Source organism: Micromonospora sp. RV43, from assembly GCF_001029515.1.
In the GTDB taxonomy this organism is placed as follows: domain Bacteria; phylum Actinomycetota; class Actinomycetes; order Mycobacteriales; family Micromonosporaceae; genus Micromonospora; species Micromonospora aurantiaca.
In genome coordinates this window covers 22274-43351 of the sequence record NZ_LEKG01000042.1, presented here as the reverse complement: position 1 = coordinate 43351, position 21078 = coordinate 22274, and the positions used below count along the sequence as shown (strand labels likewise).

At 73.5% G+C, this 21078-nt stretch carries 17 protein-coding genes and 2 pseudogenes; 15 read left to right on the top strand and 4 right to left on the bottom strand.

The window, feature by feature from the left end:
* Window positions 1-109: 109 nt before the first annotated feature.
* Together ABD52_RS13250 and ABD52_RS13245 are read right to left on the bottom strand one after the other, a co-directional pair.
* Complete coding sequence (locus ABD52_RS13250; protein ID WP_047892001.1) at window positions 110-1237, bottom strand: hypothetical protein; 1128 nt, start codon at window positions 1235-1237, stop codon at window positions 110-112.
* On the bottom strand, window positions 1234-1941 hold the full coding sequence (locus tag ABD52_RS13245) for a metalloregulator ArsR/SmtB family transcription factor (protein ID WP_013287107.1): 708 nt from the start codon (window positions 1939-1941) through the stop codon (window positions 1234-1236). Before ABD52_RS13245 ends, ABD52_RS13250 begins: the two co-directional genes overlap by 4 nt.
* Before the next feature lie 49 nt (window positions 1942-1990).
* Between ABD52_RS13245 and ABD52_RS13240 the strand changes: the two genes are divergently transcribed.
* Window positions 1991-2797 carry a DUF2249 domain-containing protein gene (locus ABD52_RS13240; RefSeq protein WP_047892000.1) on the top strand — a complete coding sequence of 269 codons (807 nt, stop codon included), beginning with the start codon at window positions 1991-1993 and terminating at the stop codon, window positions 2795-2797.
* 129 nt (window positions 2798-2926) lie between these two features.
* Window positions 2927-3367 (top strand): hemerythrin domain-containing protein, encoded by a 441-nt coding sequence (locus tag ABD52_RS13235; RefSeq protein ID WP_047891999.1) that lies wholly within the window; start codon window positions 2927-2929, stop codon window positions 3365-3367.
* Between the two features lie 49 nt (window positions 3368-3416).
* On the opposite strand, the pseudogene ABD52_RS39055 reads toward ABD52_RS13235, so the two are convergent.
* Window positions 3417-3592 (bottom strand): annotated as a pseudogene (locus tag ABD52_RS39055) (radical SAM/SPASM domain-containing protein); the annotation flags it as partial.
* 234 nt (window positions 3593-3826) lie between these two features.
* On the opposite strand from ABD52_RS39055, the gene ABD52_RS13230 reads away from it, so the two are divergent.
* From ABD52_RS13230 to ABD52_RS13185, 10 genes are all read left to right on the top strand, one after another.
* Window positions 3827-7492, top strand: a complete 3666-nt coding sequence (locus ABD52_RS13230; RefSeq protein ID WP_047891998.1) for a nitrate reductase subunit alpha — start codon at window positions 3827-3829, stop codon at window positions 7490-7492.
* Window positions 7492-9189, top strand: coding sequence for a nitrate reductase subunit beta (gene narH, locus ABD52_RS13225; RefSeq protein ID WP_047891997.1), 1698 nt, complete (start codon window positions 7492-7494; stop codon window positions 9187-9189). The genes ABD52_RS13230 and narH overlap by 1 nt, the downstream gene beginning before the upstream one ends.
* On the top strand, window positions 9186-9806 hold the full coding sequence (narJ, locus tag ABD52_RS13220; protein WP_030268131.1) for a nitrate reductase molybdenum cofactor assembly chaperone: 621 nt from the start codon (window positions 9186-9188) through the stop codon (window positions 9804-9806). Before narH ends, narJ begins: the two co-directional genes overlap by 4 nt.
* On the top strand, window positions 9803-10564 hold the full coding sequence (gene narI, locus ABD52_RS13215) for a respiratory nitrate reductase subunit gamma (RefSeq protein WP_030268129.1): 762 nt from the start codon (window positions 9803-9805) through the stop codon (window positions 10562-10564). Before narJ ends, narI begins: the two co-directional genes overlap by 4 nt.
* A complete protein-coding gene (locus ABD52_RS13210; RefSeq protein WP_047892002.1) occupies window positions 10561-11856 on the top strand; it encodes a molybdopterin molybdotransferase MoeA in 1296 nt (431 codons plus the stop codon). Before narI ends, ABD52_RS13210 begins: the two co-directional genes overlap by 4 nt.
* Before the next feature lie 127 nt (window positions 11857-11983).
* Window positions 11984-13126 (top strand): nitrate/nitrite transporter, encoded by a 1143-nt coding sequence (locus tag ABD52_RS13205; RefSeq protein WP_174361801.1) that lies wholly within the window; start codon window positions 11984-11986, stop codon window positions 13124-13126.
* Between the two features lie 160 nt (window positions 13127-13286).
* Window positions 13287-13688, top strand: coding sequence for a DUF6153 family protein (locus ABD52_RS13200; protein WP_013287116.1), 402 nt, complete (start codon window positions 13287-13289; stop codon window positions 13686-13688).
* A gap of 76 nt (window positions 13689-13764) precedes the next feature.
* On the top strand, window positions 13765-14421 hold the full coding sequence (locus tag ABD52_RS13195) for a DUF305 domain-containing protein (protein ID WP_047891996.1): 657 nt from the start codon (window positions 13765-13767) through the stop codon (window positions 14419-14421).
* A gap of 108 nt (window positions 14422-14529) precedes the next feature.
* On the top strand, window positions 14530-14892 hold the full coding sequence (locus ABD52_RS13190; protein ID WP_013476242.1) for a BlaI/MecI/CopY family transcriptional regulator: 363 nt from the start codon (window positions 14530-14532) through the stop codon (window positions 14890-14892).
* Window positions 14889-15809: a M56 family metallopeptidase gene (locus ABD52_RS13185; protein ID WP_013476241.1), complete on the top strand. Its 921-nt coding sequence runs from the start codon at window positions 14889-14891 to the stop codon at window positions 15807-15809. Before ABD52_RS13190 ends, ABD52_RS13185 begins: the two co-directional genes overlap by 4 nt.
* A 50-nt stretch (window positions 15810-15859) precedes the next feature.
* On the opposite strand, the gene ABD52_RS13180 is transcribed toward ABD52_RS13185, so the two are convergent.
* Window positions 15860-17401, bottom strand: a complete 1542-nt coding sequence (locus ABD52_RS13180; protein ID WP_047891995.1) for a CopD family protein — start codon at window positions 17399-17401, stop codon at window positions 15860-15862.
* A gap of 411 nt (window positions 17402-17812) precedes the next feature.
* Between ABD52_RS13180 and ABD52_RS40775 the strand changes: the two are divergent.
* The 3 genes and pseudogenes from ABD52_RS40775 to ABD52_RS13170 all read left to right on the top strand — a co-directional run.
* Window positions 17813-18460 (top strand): annotated as a pseudogene (locus tag ABD52_RS40775) (BTAD domain-containing putative transcriptional regulator); the annotation flags it as partial.
* 352 nt (window positions 18461-18812) lie between these two features.
* Complete coding sequence (locus ABD52_RS13175) at window positions 18813-20732, top strand: tetratricopeptide repeat protein (protein WP_235437456.1); 1920 nt, start codon at window positions 18813-18815, stop codon at window positions 20730-20732.
* Between the two features lie 65 nt (window positions 20733-20797).
* The gene (locus ABD52_RS13170) at window positions 20798-21034 is read left to right on the top strand and encodes a hypothetical protein (RefSeq protein ID WP_013287122.1); all 237 of its coding nucleotides are present in this window, start codon (window positions 20798-20800) and stop codon (window positions 21032-21034) included.
* Window positions 21035-21078: the final 44 nt, after the last annotated feature.

The window sequence follows — 21078 nt, the reverse complement described above, 5'->3', positions numbered from 1 at the left end:
GGGCCGGGGGCCGGGGCGGCGGGACCGGCCGACGCGACTGCCGAGACGGTTCGCCCGGCCCCCGGGCCCGAGGGTGCGGTCGGGGCGGAGTCGCCGCGGGTGCCGGCCATCACTGCACCGCCGGCACGACCGGCGGAACGACCGCCGTCCGGGTCCGCCGCCGGGCGGCGCGGACCAACGCGGCCACCACTCCGCCGACGAAAACGAGCACCGCCAGGACGTTGCCGACGCCGCCCCAGCGCCACCCGGCCGGCACGCCGAGCACGTCGCCGACCAGGACCCGGATCGTCAGGGTGGTGTGCAGCAGGGCGAGCGGGGCGTACAGCCACGGCCCGTAGGGCAGTGGGCGGCGAAGCACCGCCGGCAGGATCACCGGAGCGTGCGCGAAGATCATCGACATGGTGAAGCCCAGGAAGACCAGGTGCAGGGTGGCGTCGTAACGGGAGCCGCCGGTGACCGGCCCGGCGCCGGCCCACAGCAGGCCGGCCAGCGCCAGCCAGGCGTACCCGGTGAGCAGGCCGACCGCGACGTAGCGGGGCAGGCCGACGGCGCGCACCGTGCGGCGGGCGACGTCGCAGACCACCAGCCAGGCCACCGTCGCGAGCAGGCCGACCCCGAAGAGGTACGCCCCGACGGCCGGCCAGAGCGCGGTGGCGGTGGCGCCGGCGGTCAGCATGCCGAGGGCGGCGAGGAACCAGCCGACGCCGTGCCGGGGCAGCGTGAGGTGAGCGAGTTCCAGACGCTCCCCGGCGATGGTGGCCACCACGAAGGTGGCCAGCCAGGGCACGATCTCCGGCACGCTGAGGCCGGCGAGCCAGAGGAGGGTGGCGGCGTACCAGCTCAGCGCGCCGGTGACCTGGGCCAGCAGCGCCGGGCCGGGCTGCCGCCACCACAGCCGCTGGTAGATCAGCAGCAGCAGCACCGAGCCGAGCATGAGCAGCAGCCGGCCGGGCAGGCTCGGCCCGGTCAGCACTAGCAGCACCGCTCCGGCGCCGGAGCAGGCGGGCGCGAGCAGGGCCCACCGGGTGCCGAGGGCCACCGCGCGTTCCAGCGCCACCAGGGTGCCGACGAAGCCCAGCACCATCAGCGGGCCGTGCACCTGCTCCAGTGGGACGTGAGGCGCGGGCACCGGCAGGCCGAGCAGCAGCAGGGCGGCGTAGAGACCGCTCACCAGGGCGAAGCCGCCCGCAGCGAGGACGGAGAGCCGCCACTGTACGGCGATCGGCCGTGGGTTCATGCCGGCTCTTCGGTGATATTCGGCAGGGCCAGCCGCACCACGCAGGCGTCGGGTGCGCCGAAGGGTTCGAGCACGGCGCCGGCCGGTGAGGCACCGGCGTGTTCGAGCGTGCCGCGGACCACGCCGACGTGCAGGGCGCAGATCGCGTCGGGGTTGCGGTTGACCAGCTCCAGGAAGGGACAGGTGTGCAGGTGGATCTCGGTCGCCCCGTCGGCCGTCCGGTGTCGGCGGGGACTGAAGCCCAGCCCGCGCAGGACGTCGAGCAGCGTATCGACCGGCTCCCTGCCGGGCGGGGTGGCGGCGGCGAGGTGGCGTCCCCAGTCCTGGCCGGCGCGGGTGGCCTCCGCCCGGACGTCTCCGTGGCCCCGCCGCGACAGGTGGTCGAGCAGTGCGGCGGCGAGTGCCCGGTACGGCGCGGGGGCCGGGGCCTCCGCGACGGCCACCCGGTAGCGCCACGCCGGCCGTCCGGGCTGGCCCCCACTGGCCCGCGCCTTGACCAGCAGTCCTGCGTCGACCAGGCGGTCGAGGTGGGCGCGGGCGGTGGACAGGTGCAGGCCCGTCCGCTCCCCCACCTCGGCGATCGTCATGCCGGCGCCGGCGGCGCGCACGAGCTCCAGGATCGAGGCCCGGCTGGCGGTGCCGAGAGCCCGGTGGCGCTGCGGGTCGATGGTCTCGCCGACCGGCCCTGTTCTCGGGGTTTCCACGTTAGATAACGTTACAACGTCGTTCAACCGCAAAACCCTGGAGGGTTCCATGTCCGCCTCACGCTCCCCGGCCGACCGCGAGGCCGCGCAGGCCGTCGTCCGGCACCACGCCCAGCTCGCCGCCGACCTCGACCGGCACGTCGGAAACCTGCTGACCGCGGCCGACCAGGGTGACGCCGCCGGGGCGCTCCGGCACCGTGACGAACTGCTCCGATGGCTCCGCGACGAACTGCTGCCGCACGCGCACGCCGAGGAGGACTCCCTCTACGCCGCCGCCGGTGAGCGGGCCGAGGGTGCGCTGCTGGTCCGGGGCATGCTCGACGAGCACCAGGCGATCACCGGCCTGGTCGCCGAGCTGGAGACCGGCAACCGGCCGGTACGCCTCGCCGGCACCGCGCGCGCCCTCGCCGCGCTCTTCGCCGTCCACCTGGCCAAGGAGAACGACCTGGTCGTCCCGCTGCTGGTGGACGCGGCCGACGTCTCGCTGGCGAAGTTGCTGGAGGGGATGCACGATCTGCTCGGCTCCTCGGAAGGCTCGAATGGCGGCGGTTGCGGCGGGGGTGGCTGCGGCTGCGGTGGTGACCGGGCACCGGCCGACGCGCCGGCCCCGACCCTGACCATCGATCCCCGGCTGGACGTCCGGCAGCTCCCGCACGACCAGCGCCACGCGCGGGTGCTGGCGGCGCTGGAGGCGCTGCCGGCCGGTGGAGCGCTGGTGCTGGTCGCCCCGCACGCACCCCGCCCGCTGCTGGCCGAGGTCGCAGCCCGCTACGGCGACGGCATGACCAGCGAGTGGCTGCAGGACGGGCCGGACGTGTGGCAGATCCGGCTCTCCCGCCGGCCGGTGACGGTCTGAGCAGTCTGTCGGTGCCAGGGCGGTGGGGATCAGGGCCCGCCGTCCCGGCGTACCGGGCCGTCCGGCCCTGCTGACGGAGGTTGCCGGTGCGCACGATGGAGTCGCCCACCCTCGTGGTCAGGAGACGAAGTGTGCAACTACTGCGGCTGTCGGGAGTTCCCGCTGATCGGCCGGCTCTCGGCCGAGCACGAGGCGATCGCGAACGCGGCCGGCCGGCTGCGCGGCGCGGTGCGGGCCGCCGGCCCGGACGCCCTGGTGGCGCTGGACGCGCTGCTGGCGCTGCTGATGCCGCACACCTCCACCGAGGAGGACGGCCTCTTCGTGGAGCTGCGGGCCGAGGGCAGCCTGGCCGGGGCGGTGGCGAAGCTCTGCGCGGAGCACGACGACATCCACGGCGTGCTCGGCGGCGTCGACCGGGCCGACCCGGACTGGCCCGCAGTGCTGGCCGCCCTGGACCGGCTCCACCGGCACATCGACAACGAGGAGCACGGTCTCTTCCCGGCCGCGGTGATCGCGCTGCCGATCCCGGCCTGGGACCGGATCACCCCGGCGGAGGCGGCAGCCAGGTGAGCCGGCCCGGATGTCGGCCGCTGCCGACGCCGCCCCGCGGCTACCGGCGGTGCGCCTCGGTGGTCTTGACCGGCACGGTCTCGCCGAGGTCGTAGAGAGCGTCGAGCACGTCCTCGGTCTGCCCGCGTCGCGGCCGCCCAGCGCGGCGCCCCACCCGGCCGGCACCAGGAAGAGCACGCTCCACAGTGGCCCCCGGTCCCGGACCTGCCCGGCGATCTCCGTCAGGGTGGCACCGAGACGGCCGGGCCCCGCTCCGTGCCCCGCCGGTGACCGCCCGACCGGGCCCGAAGTCCCGCCACGGACCCGCAGGTACAAAGCCGATGATCTCGGGACTTTCGGCCCGGTTTCCCGAGGTTGTACGTCGGCACCATGGCCAGGACGCCCTCGCTCGGGGTTGCGCTCCGGCGCATCTGCCGAGAACGTGGGGCAGTACGGCCATCTATCGAAGGAATGAGGCGTATGTCGCGAGCCACCGATAGTGCGGGGCGGGCGCTGCTGGCGGTGGGCGGCCTGGTACGCCGGGCCGAGGTCTCCGCCGACGGCCGGACATTGCACCAGATCGGCGGCCGGGAGGCGGACGCCTTCTACCGGGACCGCTGGTCCTACGACAAGGTGGTGCGCTCCACGCACGGGGTGAACTGCACCGGCTCGTGCTCCTGGAAGGTGTACGTCAAGGACGGCATCATCACCTGGGAGCAGCAGCAGACCGACTACCCGAGCGTCGGACCGGACCGGCCGGAGTACGAGCCTCGGGGCTGCCCCCGGGGTGCCGCCTTCTCCTGGTACACCTACTCCCCCACCCGGGTGCGCTACCCGTACGCGCGGGGCGTGCTGGTGGAGATGTACCGGGAGGCCAGGGGGCGCCTCGGTGATCCGGTGGCCGCGTGGGCGGACATCCAGGCCGACCCGGAACGACGCCGCCGCTACCAGAAGGCCCGCGGCAAGGGCGGCCTGGTGCGGATCACCTGGGACGAGGCGCAGGAGATGGTCGCCGCCGCGCACGTGCACGCGATCGCCGAGTACGGCCCGGACCGGGTCGCCGGCTTCTCTCCCATCCCGGCCATGTCGATGGTGTCGCACGCCGTCGGCGCCCGGTTCCTGTCCCTGCTCGGCGGCTCGATGCTGTCGTTCTACGACTGGTACGCCGACCTGCCGGTGGCCTCCCCGCAGGTCTTCGGCGACCAGACCGACGTGCCCGAGTCCGGGGACTGGTGGGACGCCTCCTACTTCGTCATGTGGGGCTCCAACGTCCCGGTGACCCGCACGCCGGACGCACACTGGATGGCCGAGGCGCGCTACCGGGGGCAGAAGGTCGTGGTGGTCAGCCCCGACTTCGCCGACAACGTCAAGTTCGCCGACGAGTGGATGCCCGCCCAGCCGGGCACCGACGGCGCCCTGGCGATGGCGATGGGGCACGTCATCCTCAAGGAGTTCTTCGTCGACCGGCGCACCCCACGCTTCGTCGACTACGTCCGCAGGTTCACCGACCTGCCGTTCCTGGTCACCCTGGAGCCGGGTGCCGACGGGGCGTACCGGCCGGGCAAGTTCCTCACCGCCGACGACCTGGGCGAGACGGACAAGGAGGCGGCCTTCCGGACGGTGCTCTGGGACTCGGCCACCGACGCTCCCGCCGTGCCGCGGGGCAGCCTCGGCCACCGTTGGGGCGAGCAGCAGGGCCAGTGGAACCTGGACCTGGGCGACCTGGAGCCGGCGCTGACCTGCCTCGGGGCGGGCGACGCGGTGGAGGTGGAGCTGCCTCGGTTCGACACCGACACCCCGCAGGCGCTGCGCCGGGGCGTGCCGACCCGCACGGTGCGGGGCCAGTTGGTGACCAGCGTCTTCGACCTGGTGCTGGCCCAGTACGGGGTGGGCCGCGACGGCCTGCCGGGCCAGTGGCCGACCGGGTACGACGACGTCGAGGCGCCGTACACGCCGGCGTGGCAGGAGCCGGTCACCGGGGTGCCGGCGGCGCAGGTGGCCCGGGTCGCGCGGGAGTTCGCCGACAACGCGGACCGCTCCGGCGGACGGTCGATGATCCTGCTCGGCGCCGGCACGAACCACTGGTTCCACTCCGACGCCACCTACCGGGCGATCCTGGCGCTGGTCACCCTCACCGGCTGCCAGGGGGTCAACGGCGGCGGCTGGGCGCACTACGTGGGGCAGGAGAAGTGCCGCCCGGCGACCGGCTGGGCCCAGCTCGCGTTCGGCCTGGACTGGGTCCGCCCGCCCCGGCAGATGATCGGCACCGCCTTCTGGTACGTGCACACCGACCAGTGGCGCTACGACACCTACTCCGCCGACGTGGTCTCCTCCCCCACCGGCACCGGCGCGTTCGCCGGCAAGCACACCATGGACCTGCTGGCCCAGTCGGCCCGCTCGGGGTGGATGCCGTCGATGCCCACCTTCGACCGCAGCCCGCTCGACCTGGCCGACGAGGCTCTCGCCGCCCGGCCGGACGACCCGGCGGGCTGGGTGGCCGAGCGGCTCGGCGAGGGCGACGTGACGTTCGCCTGCACCGACCCGGACGCGCCGGAGAACTGGCCACGGGTGCTGACCGTCTGGCGGGCCAACCTGCTCGGCTCGTCGGCCAAGGGCAACGAGTACTTCCTGCGGCACCTGCTCGGCACCGACGCGAACCTGCGCGCCGAGGAGGCGCCGGAGGAGTTGCGGCCCAAGGACGTGACCTGGCGGGAGGAGGCCCCGGAGGGCAAGCTCGACCTGCTGCTGAGCCTGGACTTCCGGATGACCTCCACGACGCTCTTCTCCGACATCGTGCTGCCCGCCGCCACCTGGTACGAGAAGCACGACCTGAGCAGTACCGACATGCACCCGTTCGTGCACGCCTTCACCCCGGCGATCAACCCACCGTGGCAGACCCGGACCGACTTCGACGCCTTCCACGGCATCGCGAAGGCGTTCTCCACGCTCGCCGGGCCGCGGCTGGGCGTACGCAAGGACCTGGTCGCGGCGCCGCTGCTGCACGACACCCCGGACGCGATGGCGACCCCGCACGGCCGGGTCCGCGACTGGGCGGCGACCGGGGAGACCCCGGTGCCGGGCCGGACCATGCCGAAACTGGTGGTGGTCGAGAGGGACTACGGCGCGATCGCCGACAAGATGGCCGCGCTCGGGCCGCTGATGGACACCCTCGGCACCACCGGCAAGGGCTTCTCGGTCGACGTGCGGCCGGAGGTCGAGTATCTGCGCCACAAGAACGGTGAGGTGCGCGGCGGCGCCGCGGACGGGCGGCCGTCGCTGGCGAAGGACACGCACGCCTGCGAGGCGATCCTGGCGCTGTCGGGCACCACCAACGGGCGGGTCGCCACCGCGGGCTTCCGGGACGTGGAGAAGCGCACCGGGGTACGCCTGGCGGACCTGGCTGCCGAGCACGAGGGCAAGCAGATCACCTTCGCCGACACCCAGTCCCGCCCGGTGCCGGTGATCACCAGCCCGGAGTGGTCGGGCAGCGAGCACGGCGGCCGCCGCTACTCCCCGTTCACCATCAACACCGAGCGGCTCAAGCCCTGGCACACGCTCACCGGCCGGCAGCACTTCTTCCTCGACCACGACTGGATGCACGAGGCCGGCGAGGCGCTGCCGATCTTCCGGCCGCCGTTGGACATGCACAAGCTCTTCGGCGAACCGAGACTCGGCCACAACGGGGAGCTGGAGATCACCGTCCGCTACCTCACCCCGCACTCGAAGTGGTCCATCCACTCCGAGTACCAGGACAACCTGATCATGCTCACGCTGTCCCGGGGCGGCCCGACGATGTGGATGAGCGAGGCCGACGCGGCGAAGATCGGCGTCCGGGACAACGAGTGGATCGAGGCGGTCAACCGCAACGGCGTGGTGGTCTGCCGGGCCGTGGTGACGCACAAGATGCCCGAGGGCACGGTCTACATGTACCACGCCCAGGAACGGGTGATCGACGTGCCCAAGTCGGAGACCAACGGCCGGCGCGGCGGCATCCACAACTCGCTGACCCGGCTGCTGGTCAAGCCCACCCACCTCATCGGCGGGTACGCGCAGCTGTCCTTCGCGTTCAACTACCTCGGCCCGACCGGCAACCAACGCGACGAGGTCACCGTGATCCGCCGCCGCTCCCAGGAGGTGCAGTACTGATGCGGGTCATGGCACAGATGGCGATGGTGATGAACCTCGACAAGTGCATCGGCTGCCACACCTGCTCGGTCACCTGCAAGCAGGCGTGGACCAACCGCTCCGGCGTCGAGTACGTCTGGTTCAACAACGTGGAGACCCGCCCCGGGCAGGGCTACCCGCGCACCTACGAGAACCAGGAGCGCTGGCAGGGCGGCTGGGTGCGGACCCGCTCCGGCAAGCTCAAGCCACGCTCCGGTGGCCGGGTGAAGAAGATGTTCAGCATCTTCGCCAACCCGAAGCTGCCGTCCATGCAGGACTACTACGAGCCGTGGACGTACGACTACGAGCACCTGATCAACGCGCCGGCCGGCGAGGACACCCCGGTGGCCCGGCCGAAGTCGCTGCTCACCGGCCAGGATACGAAGATCACCTGGAGCGCCAACTGGGACGACTCGCTCGCCGGCGGCAACGAGATCGCCGCCGGTGACCCGGTGCTGGCGAAGGTCTCCGGCCAGGTGAAGCAGGAGTTCGAGAAGACCTTCATGTTCTTCCTGCCGCGCATCTGCGAGCACTGCCTCAACCCGTCCTGCGCGGCCTCCTGCCCGTCGGGGGCGATCTACAAGCGGGCCGAGGACGGCATCGTGCTGGTCGACCAGGACCGCTGCCGGGGCTGGCGGATGTGCGTGACCGGCTGCCCCTACAAGAAGGTCTACTTCAACCACCGCACCGGCAAGGCCGAGAAGTGCACCTTCTGCTTCCCGCGCATCGAGATCGGCCAGCCCACCATCTGCTCCGAGACCTGCGTGGGGCGGCTGCGCTACCTCGGACTGATGCTCTACGACGCCGACCGCGTCGCCGAGGCCGCCGCCATCGCCGACGAACACGACCTGTACGACGCGCAGCGGTCGGTCTTCCTCGACCCGCACGACCCGGCCGTGGTCGCCGCCGCCCGCGAGGCCGGCATCCCGGACGACTGGATCGACGCCGCGCAGCGCTCGCCGATCTGGGACCTGATCATGCGCTACGAGGTGGCGCTGCCGCTGCACCCGGAGTACCGGACCATGCCGATGGTCTGGTACATCCCGCCGCTGTCGCCGGTGGCCGACGCGTTGCGCGAGACCGGCCACGACGCGGAGGAGGCCGGCAACCTCTTCGGGGCCATCGACGCGCTGCGCATCCCGGTGGAGTACCTCGCCGAGCTCTTCACCGCCGGCGACCCGGAGCCGGTGCGCGGGGTGCTGAACCGGCTCGCCGCGATGCGCGCCTACCAGCGCCGGATCAACCTGGGCGAGGAGCGCGACGAGTCCATCGCCGCCGCGGTCGGCATGACCGGCGCGGAGATGGACGAGATGTACCGGCTGCTCGCCATCGCCAAGTACGAGCAGCGGTACGTCATCCCCGCCGCGCACGCCGAGGACGCACACCGGCTGGAGAAGATCGCCACCGAGTGCAGCCTCGATTACGAGGGCGGCCCCGGGATGGGCGGCGGCGGCCCGTACGGCCAGGGGCCCTTCGGGGAGTCCTCCGGCACGCCGGTGCCGGTCCAGGTGGAGACCTTCCACATGCTGCGCGACCGGCAGACCGCGGAGGACTTCACCGACCCGGGCGACGAACCCCGCCGGGTCAACCTGCTCAACTGGGACGGCAAGGGCAGCCCGAAGGGCCTCTTCCCGCCCCGCAGCCGCGAATCCGCACCCGTCGACGGAGGTAACCCGTGAGCCGGCCGACCTGGCGGGCGGTGGCCGCCCGCGCGGCGTCCCTGCTGCTGCGCTATCCCGAAGAGGAGGTTCTCGCAGCGCTGCCCACCGTGCGGGCCGCGCTCGACGGCCTGCCGGCCGAGGTCGCCCGGCCGCTGCGCGAGGTGGTCGCCCACCGGGAAGCCGCCGCGCCGGTCGACCTGCGGACCGCCTACGTGGAGGTGTTCGACTTCCGGCGCCGCTGCTGCCTGCACCTGACGTACTACACCTGCGGCGACACCCGTCGCCGGGGTGAGGCGCTGGTCGACTTCGCCGCCGCGTACAAGGCGGCCGGACTGACCGTCGTCGACGGCGAGCTGCCCGACTTCCTGCCCGCCGTCCTCGACCTGGCCGCCGCCGACGACGAGGGGTGGCGGCTGCTGCGGGAGAACCGCGTCGGCCTCGACCTGCTGGTCGAGGCGCTGGGGCGGGAGAAGTCGATATACCGGCAGGCCGTCGCCGCCGTCCGGGAGATGCTGCCGCCCGCCCAGCCCGGGGACATCGCCGCCGCCGCCCGGCTGGCCCGCACCGGGCCGCCGGTGGAGCAGGTCGGACTCGAACCATTCGGACTGGTCGACACGACTGGAGGACGCCGATGAACATCCTGCTGTGGGTGGTGTACCCGTACCTGTCGATCGCGATCCTCGTCGGCGGCCTGATCTGGCGCCACCGCTACGACAAGTTCGGCTGGACGACCCGATCCTCCCAGCTCTACGAGAGCAGCATCCTGCGGTGGGGCAGCCCGCTGTTCCACTTCGGAGTGCTGATGGTCCTGATCGGACACATCGGTGGCCTGGTGGTCCCGAAGTCCTGGACCGAGGCGGTCGGCGTCACCGAGCACACCTACCACCTCATGGCCGTGTTCATCGGCACGGTGGCCGGCTTCTGCACCCTGATCGGGCTGGGCATCCTGATCGCCCGCCGCCGGTTGACCGGGCCGGTCTTCGCCGCCACCACCCGCAACGACAAGGCGATGTACGTGGTGCTGGCGGGGGTGATCGTGCTGGGCCTCTGGGCCACTGTGCGGGCCAACGTCGCCGGCCCCGGCTACGACTACCGGGAGACCATCTCCCCGTGGTTCCGGTCGCTGTTCTACCTCCGCCCGGACCCCGAGATCATGGCCGGCGTCCCGGTGGGCTTCCAGATCCACATCCTGGCCGCCTTCGCGCTCTTCGCGTTCTGGCCGTTCACCCGCCTCGTCCATGCGTTCAGCGCTCCGGTCGGCTACGCCACCCGCCCCTACGTCGTCTACCGCAGCCGGGACGACCGGCCCGGACTGCGGCCGACCCGTCCCGGATGGGAGGGGCCGCCCCGGCTGCCCACCCCGCGCGGCGGTCGGACCCGCTCACGCCGGTGACCACCGCACCGCACCACACCGGCAGTCACCATTCGTCCCGACCCGCGACGGAGTGGGCCGCGGCGCGGGCGCTGGCCCACCGGCTCCCCGCTCCCCTGCCCGCGGAGTCGGTACCGCTGGCCTCCGCCGCCGGCCGGACCCTCGCGGCGCCACTTGTCGCGGCGGTCCCGCTGCCCGGGTTCGACAACTCCGCGATGGACGGATACGCGGTGCGCGGTCCGGGCCCGTGGCGGGTGGTCGGCCAGATCCTGGCCGGTCGCACCCACGCCGTCGCGCCCCTGGTCGAGGGGACCGCCGTAGAGGTGGCCACCGGCGCTCCCGTCCCGGGCCGGGCGGACCGGGTCGTGCCCTACGAGATCGCCGACCGGATCGGTGACGTCCTGCGGGCGGTGCCGGGCGACCGTCGGCACATCCGGTGCGCGGGCGAGTACGCCGCCCGCGGTCAGGAACTGGTGCCCGCGGGTTCGCCGGTCACGCCGGCGGTGCTGGGGCTGGCCGCGAGCGTCGGCCTCGACCACCTCACCGTCCGGGCCCGACCCCGGGCCCGCCTGTTGATCAGCGGCGACGAGGTGGTCCACGCCGGCCGTCCCCCGTGGGGCAGGGTCCGGGACGCGATCGGCCCGATGCTGGCCCCGCTGCTGTCCGCCTGGGGAGCGGACCTCCTCGGTCCACGGATGGTCGGCGACCAGCCCGACTGGTTCGCCGGGGCGATCGCGGACAGCACGCGAGACGCCGACGTGACGGTCGTCTGCGGGGCGTCCTCCGTCGGCCCGGCGGACGGGCTGCACGCGTCGCTGCGGCACCTCGGGGCCGTGGCGCACGTGGACGGGGTGCGGTGCCGGCCCGGGCACCCACAGGTCCTGGCCCAGGCCGGGGCCCGCTGGATCGTCGGCCTGCCGGGCAACCCGTACGCGGCGCTGGTCGCCGCGCTCACCCTGATCGACCCGCTGCTCACCGGGCTGGCCGGACGGCCGCCGGCCGATCTGGACACCGCCGTCCTCACCGATCCGTTGCGCCTCGACGAGCGGAACACCCGGATCGTGCCGGTCCGGCGCGGCGCGCCGGGCCTGCGGCTGGTCGACGGGGCGCACCCGGGATACCTGGGCGCGGCGGCGGACGCCGACGCGCTGGCCGTGGTGCCGCCCGGTTGGCGCCCCGGCACCCCGGTCGGTCTGCTCACCCTGCCGTGGCAGGTGGGACGTCCTCCTGGGCCGGGTCTTCCGGCCCTGCCGGGGTGGGTTGGCTCGAGCGAGGCTCGTACCGGTGAAGCGGACCGCCGCATTCCCCTTTGACGCCGCGACAGCAGCACGACGATCCCGACGGAGTTGAACGATGACCAGCATCCGTGACCGGCAAGCCGGGTCCACCGCCCCGGTCGGGCGTCCCGAGGCCACCTCCGGCGCCGCCCTCCAGCTAGCCATGGCCACCCTCGGCTTCCTGGTGAACTTCTGGGCATGGGCCCTGCTCGGTCCGCTGGGCCCCGGCATCAAGGAACGGCTGGGGCTCGGCTTCGCCGCGCAGTCCCTGCTCGTCGCGGTGCCGGTGATCGTGGGCTCGCTGGGCCGCATCCCGGTCGGCGCGCTCACCGACCGGTACGGGGCCCGGGTAGTCTTCCCGCTGGTCACCGTCGCCACCATCGTGCCGGTGCTGACCCTCACCACGGTCTCCTCCTACCCGGCGCTGATCGTGACCGGCTTCTTCCTCGGCATCGGCGGCACCGCCTTCGCCGTCGGCGTCCCGCTGGTGTCCGGCTGGTATCCGCCGGCCCGGCGCGGCTTCGCCATCGGCGTGTTCGGTGTCGGCATGGGTGGCACCGCGATCGCCAACTTCACCACCGTCCGGCTGGCCGACGCCTACGGGGAGCGGGCCCCGTTCCTGCTGGTAGCGGCGATCCTGGCGGCGTACGCGGTGCTGTCGTTCCTGCTGCTGCGCGACGCGCCGGGCCCGGCCCGGCCCACCGGGTCGGCCTGGCAGCGGCTCGCCGGCGTCGCCCGGCTGACCGTCACCTGGCAGCTGTGCTTCCTGTACGCGGTCGGGTTCGGCGGGTTCGTGGCCTTCAGCGTGTACCTGCCGGCGTACCTGCGCACCGCCTACGGGCTCAGTGCCGCGGACGGTGCGCTGCGGACCGCCGGGTTCGTCGTGCTCGCCGTGCTGGCCCGCCCGGTGGGCGGCTGGCTCTCCGACCGGCTACACCCCGTGCCGGTGCTGGTGTGGTGCTTCTCCGGGGTGGCCGGGTTCGCCGTCGTGCAGGCCTTCCAGCCGGCCCTGATGCCGGTGGCCACGGTCGCGCTGCTCGGCATGGCGGTGCTGCTCGGCGCGGCCAGCGGCGCGGTGTTCGCCTTGGTCGGCAAGGTCGCCCCCGCCGATCAGGTGGGCGCGGTCACCGGGCTGGTCGGGGCCGCCGGCGGGCTCGGCGGGTTCGTGCCGCCGCTGATCATGGGCTGGGTGTACGGGTCGCAGGGCTCCTACGCCATCGGGCTGATGCTGCTCTCCGACGTGGCGCTGGCCGCCGCGGTGTTCACCGCGGTGAAGATGGGAGGCCTGGCCCGCCGCGCCGGTTGACGGTCCCGGTACGGCCTGACCGGTGCCGCACCGGTCGGGCCAGGCACGACAAAGCTGAATCCGGGTAAACGCCAGCCCCGTGCCGAGCCGCCGTGATAATCCTTCTACTATGCGGTTGTAGTAGAAGAGGATGTCGGGGCGGCCGACCTCTGGGGGTGGGATGCGACAGGTGAGGGTGGGGCGTCCACCGGCGCGCGCGCCGCTGCGGCTGGCGCTGCTCGTCGCCGTGACGCTCGGCGTGTTCGGCATGCACACCCTCGGCCACCCGGGCGAACCCGGAGCCGCCCACGCGAGCACCGCCCACCGGAGCGCCGCCGCGCCCGCCGCCGAACACGGACCCGACGGCTCGCCCGGACACCGGGGCGGGGAGCACGCGTTCACCGTGTGCCTGGCGGTGCTGGGCGGCGCCCTGATCCTCGGCGTCCTGTCCCTGCTGCGGTCCCGCCATCGCGGCGCACGCACGCCGACCGGCCACCGCCGGCGGGTGATCAGCCCGGATCGAGGTCCACCCCGCCGGCCCATCGGGCTGCGACTGCGAGCCGTCACGGTCCTGCGCACGTGAGCAGACCCCGGTCCGGCGCCTCGCCCGGACCGACGGCCCTGTTCCGACCCACCTCACGACAAGGACCACGTACCAGATGACGCCAACCATCCTGCGTCGCGCCGCCCTCGCGGGCGTCGCCCTGTCCGCCCTGCTCACCGTCGCCGCCTGCGGCGGCGCGGACGACGCCGGCGGCATGACGCACGACGCCGGCAGTGCCACGCCGAGCGCCTCGTCCTCGGCCACCGCCAACGCCAACGACGCGGACGTGATGTTCGCCCAGATGATGATCCCGCACCACCAGCAGGCCGTCGCCATGGCCGACCTGGCCCCGACGCGCGCGAGCGACAGCGAACTGAAGGACCTGGCCGCAAAGATCAAGGCGGCGCAGGATCCGGAGATCGCCACCATGAAGGGGTGGCTCACGGCCTGGGGCAAGCCCACGGACCTGCCCAGCGACCACAGCATGCCCGGCACGAGCGCCACGCCCGGGCACGGCATGCCGGGGATGGACGCGGGGATGCCCGGCATGATGTCCGAGCAGCAGATGACGGACCTCGCCGCGGCGAAGGGCCCCGCGTTCGACAAGATGTTCGCCGAGATGATGATCGCCCACCACAAGGGCGCCATCGACATGGCCCGGACCGAGCAGGCCGACGGCAGCAACCCCGAGGCCAAGGCGCTGGCCGCCAAGATCGCCGCGGATCAGGCCACCGAGGTGCAGACCCTGCAGAAGATCCTCGACCGCCTGTAGCCGGCGTGGTGCGGCCGGTTCCGGTCTTGGCGTCGGAACCGGCCGCACCGCCGCGCGGTGACTCCGCCGCGTCGCCTCGCGTACCCTGAGCGACACGAAGGAGGGCACGTGGCGGAACTGGGCAAACTCGAATCGGCCGTCATGGACGTGCTGTGGCGTGCCTCTGATCCGATGCTCGTGCGCGACGTCCTCGACGCGGTGACCACCGAGCGGGCGCTGGCGTACACGACCGTCCTCACCGTGCTGGACAACCTGCACCGTAAGGGCTGGGCCGTTCGCGAGAAGGACGGCAAGGCCTACCGCTATCGCGCCGCCGGCACCCGCGAGGAGATCACCGCGCGCACCCTGCGTCGGGTCATCGAGACGAGCAGCCATCCCGACCTGGTGCTCATGCACTTCGCCCGGTCCGCCTCCGACCACGAGCTGCACATCCTGCGGCGGGTCCTCGACGAGCGGAAGTCCGAGGCGTGAGCCTCGCGCTCGCCCTCGTCACCGGCGCCGCGGCCGTGGCCTGGTGGGGTCCCGCCGCGCTGCGGTGGTGCTTCCGGCATGTCGCCGATCCCGTCGCGATGCTGCTCGGCTGGCTCGGCCTGCTCGTCGCGATGATCGCCACCTTTCTCCTGGCCACCGTGATGCTCCTCGCCCCGGGCAGCACCCGGCAGTGGGCACTGCACGACCTCGCTCGCGTCTGCTGGCACTGGGCCCAACCCAGCCGGCCGGCCGCCGTCGACGAGGTCGTCGGGGCGGTAGGAGCCCTGCTCCTGCTGACCGTGCTCGCCCGCTTCACCATGACCTGCACCCAGCGGGCCTACCGCGCCCACCGCGCCCGTCGCGCCCACGCCGACCTGCTCACGCTCGCCGGCGGGCCGCCTGCGTCCGGTGAGGCGGTGCTGTGGATTCCACACCCGACCCCGATGGCGTACAGCATCGGCGGATCCCGCGGACTCACGGTCCTGGCCAGCGCCGCCGGTGACCTGCCGGCAGAGCAGCTCGCCGCGGTGCTCAGCCACGAACGCGCCCACCTGCGCGAGCGCCACCACCTCCTCGTCGGCGCAGTGGAGGGGCTCGCGGCGGCCGTACCGTGGCTGCCGCTGACCCGGCAGGCGCCCTCGGCCGTACGCCTGCTCGTCGAACTGCGCGCCGATGCCGCCGCGGTCCGCGAGTGCGGCCCGAGCGCCGTACGCGACGCGCTGCTGACCTTCGCCGGCGCGCCGCACCCACCGTCGGCGCTGTCGATGGCCGGCGCCGAGGTGGCCATCCGACTCCAACGCCTTCAGGGGTACCGGCCGGACCGCCGCAACGTGCTCGCCCGCGCCGCGCTCGCCTCGGCCACCCTGGCCGCACCCCTGGTCGTCGGCGTGGCCGCCGGCATCCTGTTCTGCCTGTAACCCCCGCAATCCCGTCCGCGACACGCGGCCGTGCGTCCGGTGGGCGTTGCCTACGTGCCGGCGTTGACCAGGATCGCGGTGACCAGCAGGACAGCGACCATCAGCACCGCCTCGACCAGCACCGTGCGACGCAGGCGACGCGTGCCGCCCGGCACGGGATCGTCCAACCGGGGTACCACCCGCCTGCTGTTGTAGAGCCCGATGACGGCGACGACCGCCACCAACGCGACCTTGACCAGCAGCACCCGCCCCCAACTGGTGCTCACCAGGTGACCCGGCCGGTCCAGGATCGCCACGGTCAACGCGACGCCGGCGACTCCGGTCAACGTCACCGCCGCCGTGGCCGGCACGGAGAACCGCACCGCCATCTCGGCGGCCCCGGTCGGCGCACCGAGACGTGCACGCCCCAGCAGCAGCGCGGCCAGGAGCAGGACCCCACCGACCCACACGGCTGCGGCGAGAGTGTGCGCGACGTCCGCCGCCACGACGATCATCCGCGGTCGCGCGGTGACGGTGTGCCCGTCGAGCAGGAACGAACCCACCAGCAGCGCCACGGTGACACCCAGAAGCACGGGCCGGACCGCGCGCGCCCGGACCCGGTGCGCGTCGTCGTCGTGCGCTTCGCCGACGGTGGGCACGACCAGGGGTTGAGGGTCGGTCGGGATACCGGCGACGGTCGCTGCGGCGTGCCGGCCGACCGCGTGCCGGCCCCGGATCAACGCCGCCTCCAAGGACCCGGCCACGAGCAACCCGGCCGCGCCGGCGAGCCGCAGACCCAGGCCGGCGGCCACCGGTGTACGACTGAGCGCGGTCAACGCCTGTGTGCCGGCCGCCGAGGCGAGACCACCATCGGCACTGAACACCGCCGCCAGCGCCGCGAGTTCGAGCACCGCGCCGGCTGCCACCGTCAGCCCGGCCGCCCGCACCCAGACCTGGACCAGCTGGATGTCGCGGCGCGTTCCCACCAGCGTGGTCAACGCGAAGACCAGACCACCGACACCGAGCAGGGTCGCCCCGTAGGACAGCCACCGGCCCGCCACGCCGACGAACCGCACCGTCCCCTGTTCGGCGTCAGCGGTATGACCCACCGCGTGCCCGCCGGCATGGGCCGACGGCGACGCCGACGGCAGTCCTGGCACACCGTGACCGGCATGCCCGGGCGGACCGGCGGTGGGCCGGGGCGTGGCCGTCGCCCCGGGTGCCGCAGCCGACGGAACCACAGTGAACGCCACGTCGCCGGTCAGCGGGTGAGCATCAGGGGCGGCGACACTCCACCGCAGCGCGAACTCCCCGCCGGTCAACGGGGCGGCCGGGTGCACCAGCCACGTACGACCCCCGTCCGGGGTGTGACTGGTCACCGCAACGGCCTCGCCGTCGCGGGAAAGCCGGAAACCGGCCCCGGTGGGCGTGCCGGGCGCGCTGAACGTCAGCCGGACCTCTCCGACAGCGCCACTCACCCGCGCGCCGTCGGCCGGCACGGCCTTGACCAGCTTGAAGTGCGCGGCGGCCGGCGAGGCGAACCCGAGCACCACGAACAGGGCTGGACACCACGCCAGCCATACCAGCAGCACCCACCGTGCCACGCCACGCATCGGCAACCTGCGCCGGGAAGACCTCGTCGATGTGGCGGACACCGTCAGGCCACCTGGGCATGCCGCGAGAAAGGCACTGCTGAACCCTCCGTCGAGAAGACATGGACCCGGCGCCCATCGCTCCGACCTGACGCGGTCGCCATCATAGGGCAACTACTAGCAAGGAGTAGTAGCTCACTGGTCCCGCGCAAATCGACGGCGGCCCCGCCAGGGTCGGACACGCGCAGGTCACCAGGGCTCGGGCAGGCCACCGGCGTCGCGGTGTCCGTGTCGGACCGGCCACCCCGCGACCGGGCAGACAGTGGCTCTGGTCACGATCTTCGGGCCGGAACGTCGTGACCAGCGCTTTCCGCGCCGGGAACGTTCCGGACGTGCGGTCACGAAGGGCGCAGACCGCGCTAGTTTTGCGCCGTGCGTGGGTATCGGATCGGCATCCTCGGTCGGATCGAGGTGAGCGTCGACGGGGTGGCCGTGTCGCTCGCCCCGCTGGAGCGGGCACTCGTCGCGAGCCTGGCGGCCCACCACGGACGCATCGTCTCCGTCGACCGCCTGATCGACGGGCTCTGGCCGTACGATCCGCCCACGGGGGCGCGCAACCGGGTCCAGGCGGTCGTCGCCTCGGTCCGCCGCGGCGCGAAGCCGGAGCTGATCCTCACCCGCTCGCCCGGCTACCAGCTGAACCCCGTGGCGGTCGTCGACTCGGCGGAGTTCGCCGCCGAGGTAGCGGCCGCCGCGGCCACCGCCGATGCCCGCCGCGCCGTGGAGCTGCTCGACCGGGCGCTGGCGCGCTGGCGCGACGACGCGTTCGTCGACGTCGGGTCGCGGCTCGTCGAGTACGAGCGCGATCGGCTTCGTGAGCTGCGCGAGCACGCGACAGAGCTGCGCGCCGAGGCACTGCTCTCGCTCGGTCTGCACCGGGAACTCGTGCCGGAGCTGACCACGCTGGTCCGCGACCGACCCCTGCGGGAGCGGCTGCGTGGCCAGCTGATGGTGGCCCTGCACCGCAGCGGCCGACAGGCGGAGGCGCTCGCCGTGTACCGGGCCGGGGTCCGGGTGCTGGCGGAGGAGCACGGCATCGACCCGGGGCCGGAGCTGCGGCAACTGCACCGGGAGATCCTCGGCAGCGAGCAGGAGACGCCCCCGCGGGGGTGGGTGCGCCCCAACCAGCTTCCCGGAGTCACCGGTGACTTCGTCGGGCGGGACAAGGAGCTGGGGCTGCTGCTGTCGTTGCTGGGGCGCACCCCGACGGTCGCCGGAGTCGCCCAGGTGATCGTCGTGACCGGGCTGGCGGGAACGGGCAAGACCACGCTGGCGCTGCGCGCGGCCCACGAGAGCCGGCACCGCTTCCCCCGGGGGGTGCCTCTACGCGGACCTGCGCGGCAACACCCCGGATCCGGCGCGGCCCGGCACGGTGCTGGGCGCGTTCCTGCGCGCCCTCGGCGTGGCCGGCGAGGCGATCCCGGCGGCGGCCGAGGAGCGCGCGGCGCTGTACCGCTCCGTGCTCGCCGACCAGACCTTGCTGGTGATGTTGGACAGCGCGGCGGACGCGGCGCAGGTGCGTCCGCTGCTGCCGCCCGGCGGCAGCGCTGTCGTCACGAGCACGGGAGCGCTGCCGGGGCTGGCGGGCGCCGAGGTCGTCCCGGTCGACGTGCTGCCGATCGACGACGGCCTGGACCTGCTGGCCGGGCTCGCCGGCGGCGAGCGAATCGACCGGGAGGCCGGGGCCGCCGCCGACGTCGTGGAGCTGTGCGGTCGCCTGCCGCTGGCGTTGCGAATCGCCGGCGTGCGGCTGGCCGAGCGGGAGGCGATGACCGTGGCGCGGTTGCGCGAGCGGCTGCGCGACGAGCGACGCCGCCTCGACGAACTCTCCCTCGACGGGCTCGACGTGCGCAGCAGCTTCACCGTCGGGTTCGAGCGGTTGCCGCAGCCCGCCGCGCGGCTGCTCGCGGTGCTCAGCCGCACGTCGCTGCGCAGCTTCGGCATGTGGGACGAGACCACCGAGCCGCTGCTGGAGCAGCTGTGCCGGGCCCACCTGCTGACCGACGACGCCAGCGGCCGGGTACGCATGCACGACCTGGTCAGGCTCGTCGCCCGGGAACGCACCGAGGTCCCCGTCGACGAGGTCGTCGCGTGGTACGCACGGCTGCACGCGTACGCCGAGCGGGCCGACGCGTCGCTGCCCTGCGGGGCCCTGCCGGTGGCCGGCGCGGGGCCGGCGCTCGACGCCTGGGAGGCCGTCGACTGGTTCGAGGCGGAGCGGGAGAACCTGGTCGCGGCGGTGCAGGACCTGCTGCGGCTGGGCGCCGTCGACCTGGCGGGGCGGTTGGCCTGCACGATGGGCAACTTCGCGACGATGCGCAGCCAACACCTGCCCGAGCTGGTCGACTGTCTGCGCGCCGTGCTCGACCGCCATGCCGAGCTGCCGTCGGCGACCCGGATGTCGCTGCGGCTGCACCTGGGCACGGCGTACCGGTCGCTGAACCGGCACGCCGAAGCCGTGCCGCTGCTGCGCGCGGCGCAGCGGGCCGGCCGCGGGCGGTGGGTGGCGCACCGCCTCGTCGCCCTGCAGGGCTACTCGCTGTGCTGCCGCCACCTCGGCAGGTTGCGGGAGGCGGACGCCGCGCTGCTGGTGATGGTGCGGCTGTGCGCCGCGCACTGGCCGGTCGGCCGCGTCGGCGGGCACGTGCTGCTGGCCCTCGGCATGCAGCACGGGCAGTACCGGCTCACCTCCCCGTTCGCCTTGGACGCCTGCGCTGCGGCCCTGCGGGTCTTCGTCGACGACGGCGACCTGTGGGGCGAGGCGCTCGCGCGGGAGACCATCGGGCTGCTGCACCGGCACGCCGAGCAGTGGCCGCCAGCCGTGGAGCAGCTTCGGCAGGCGGTGGCCGGCGCGCGCCGGCTCGGCGATCGGATGAGCGTGACCACGGCCGAGCAGGCGCTGGCCGCGACGCACCTCGCGGCCGGCGACGGCGAGGCGGCACGGCGGCTGCTGCGGCGTACGGTGCTGGCGTTCCACGAGCTGCGTCACGAGTGGGGCGAAGCGATCTCCCGGCGGCTGCTCGGCAAGGCGCACCTCGAGGAGGGCGACGCGGACCGGGCGGTGGTGGAACTGGAGAGTTCGGTGGCGATGCTGCGCGGCGTCGGGCAGCCGTTCCCGCTGGCGAACTCGCTGCACCTGCTCGCGCGGGCGCAGGCCACCCTCGGCAGGCACGACCGGGCCGTCGCGCTGGGCGAGGAGGCGCTGCACATCTTCGAGCACTTCGACTCCGCGTACGTCGACGACCTGCGCGAATCGCTGACGCGTTGGCGGAGCGCAGCCGGCGCGCAGTAGGAGCGCAGGGCGCGCGCAGCGGCACCCAGCACAGTGATGGCAGTCACCCACCAAGGAGGTCTGCCATGACCAAGCTCATCAACCGCGTCGGCGACGCGATGCTCAGCAAGGTGCTCGGCCGCGAGGTGGCCGGCGCCTGCGTGCCGGAGCACGGCCAGTCGTGCTGCGCGGTGTCCAACGGCTACTGCTCGGGCGGTTCGTACTTCCGCTACTACCGGCGGAGCACCCTGTCCTGCACCGGCGTGTGCTCGGTCACGACGTCGTCGCCGATCTGCTACACCAAGAAGGTCGGCGTCTGCTGACCTGGCTCATCCTCGGGGGCCGCGCCGTCGGCGCGGCCCCCACT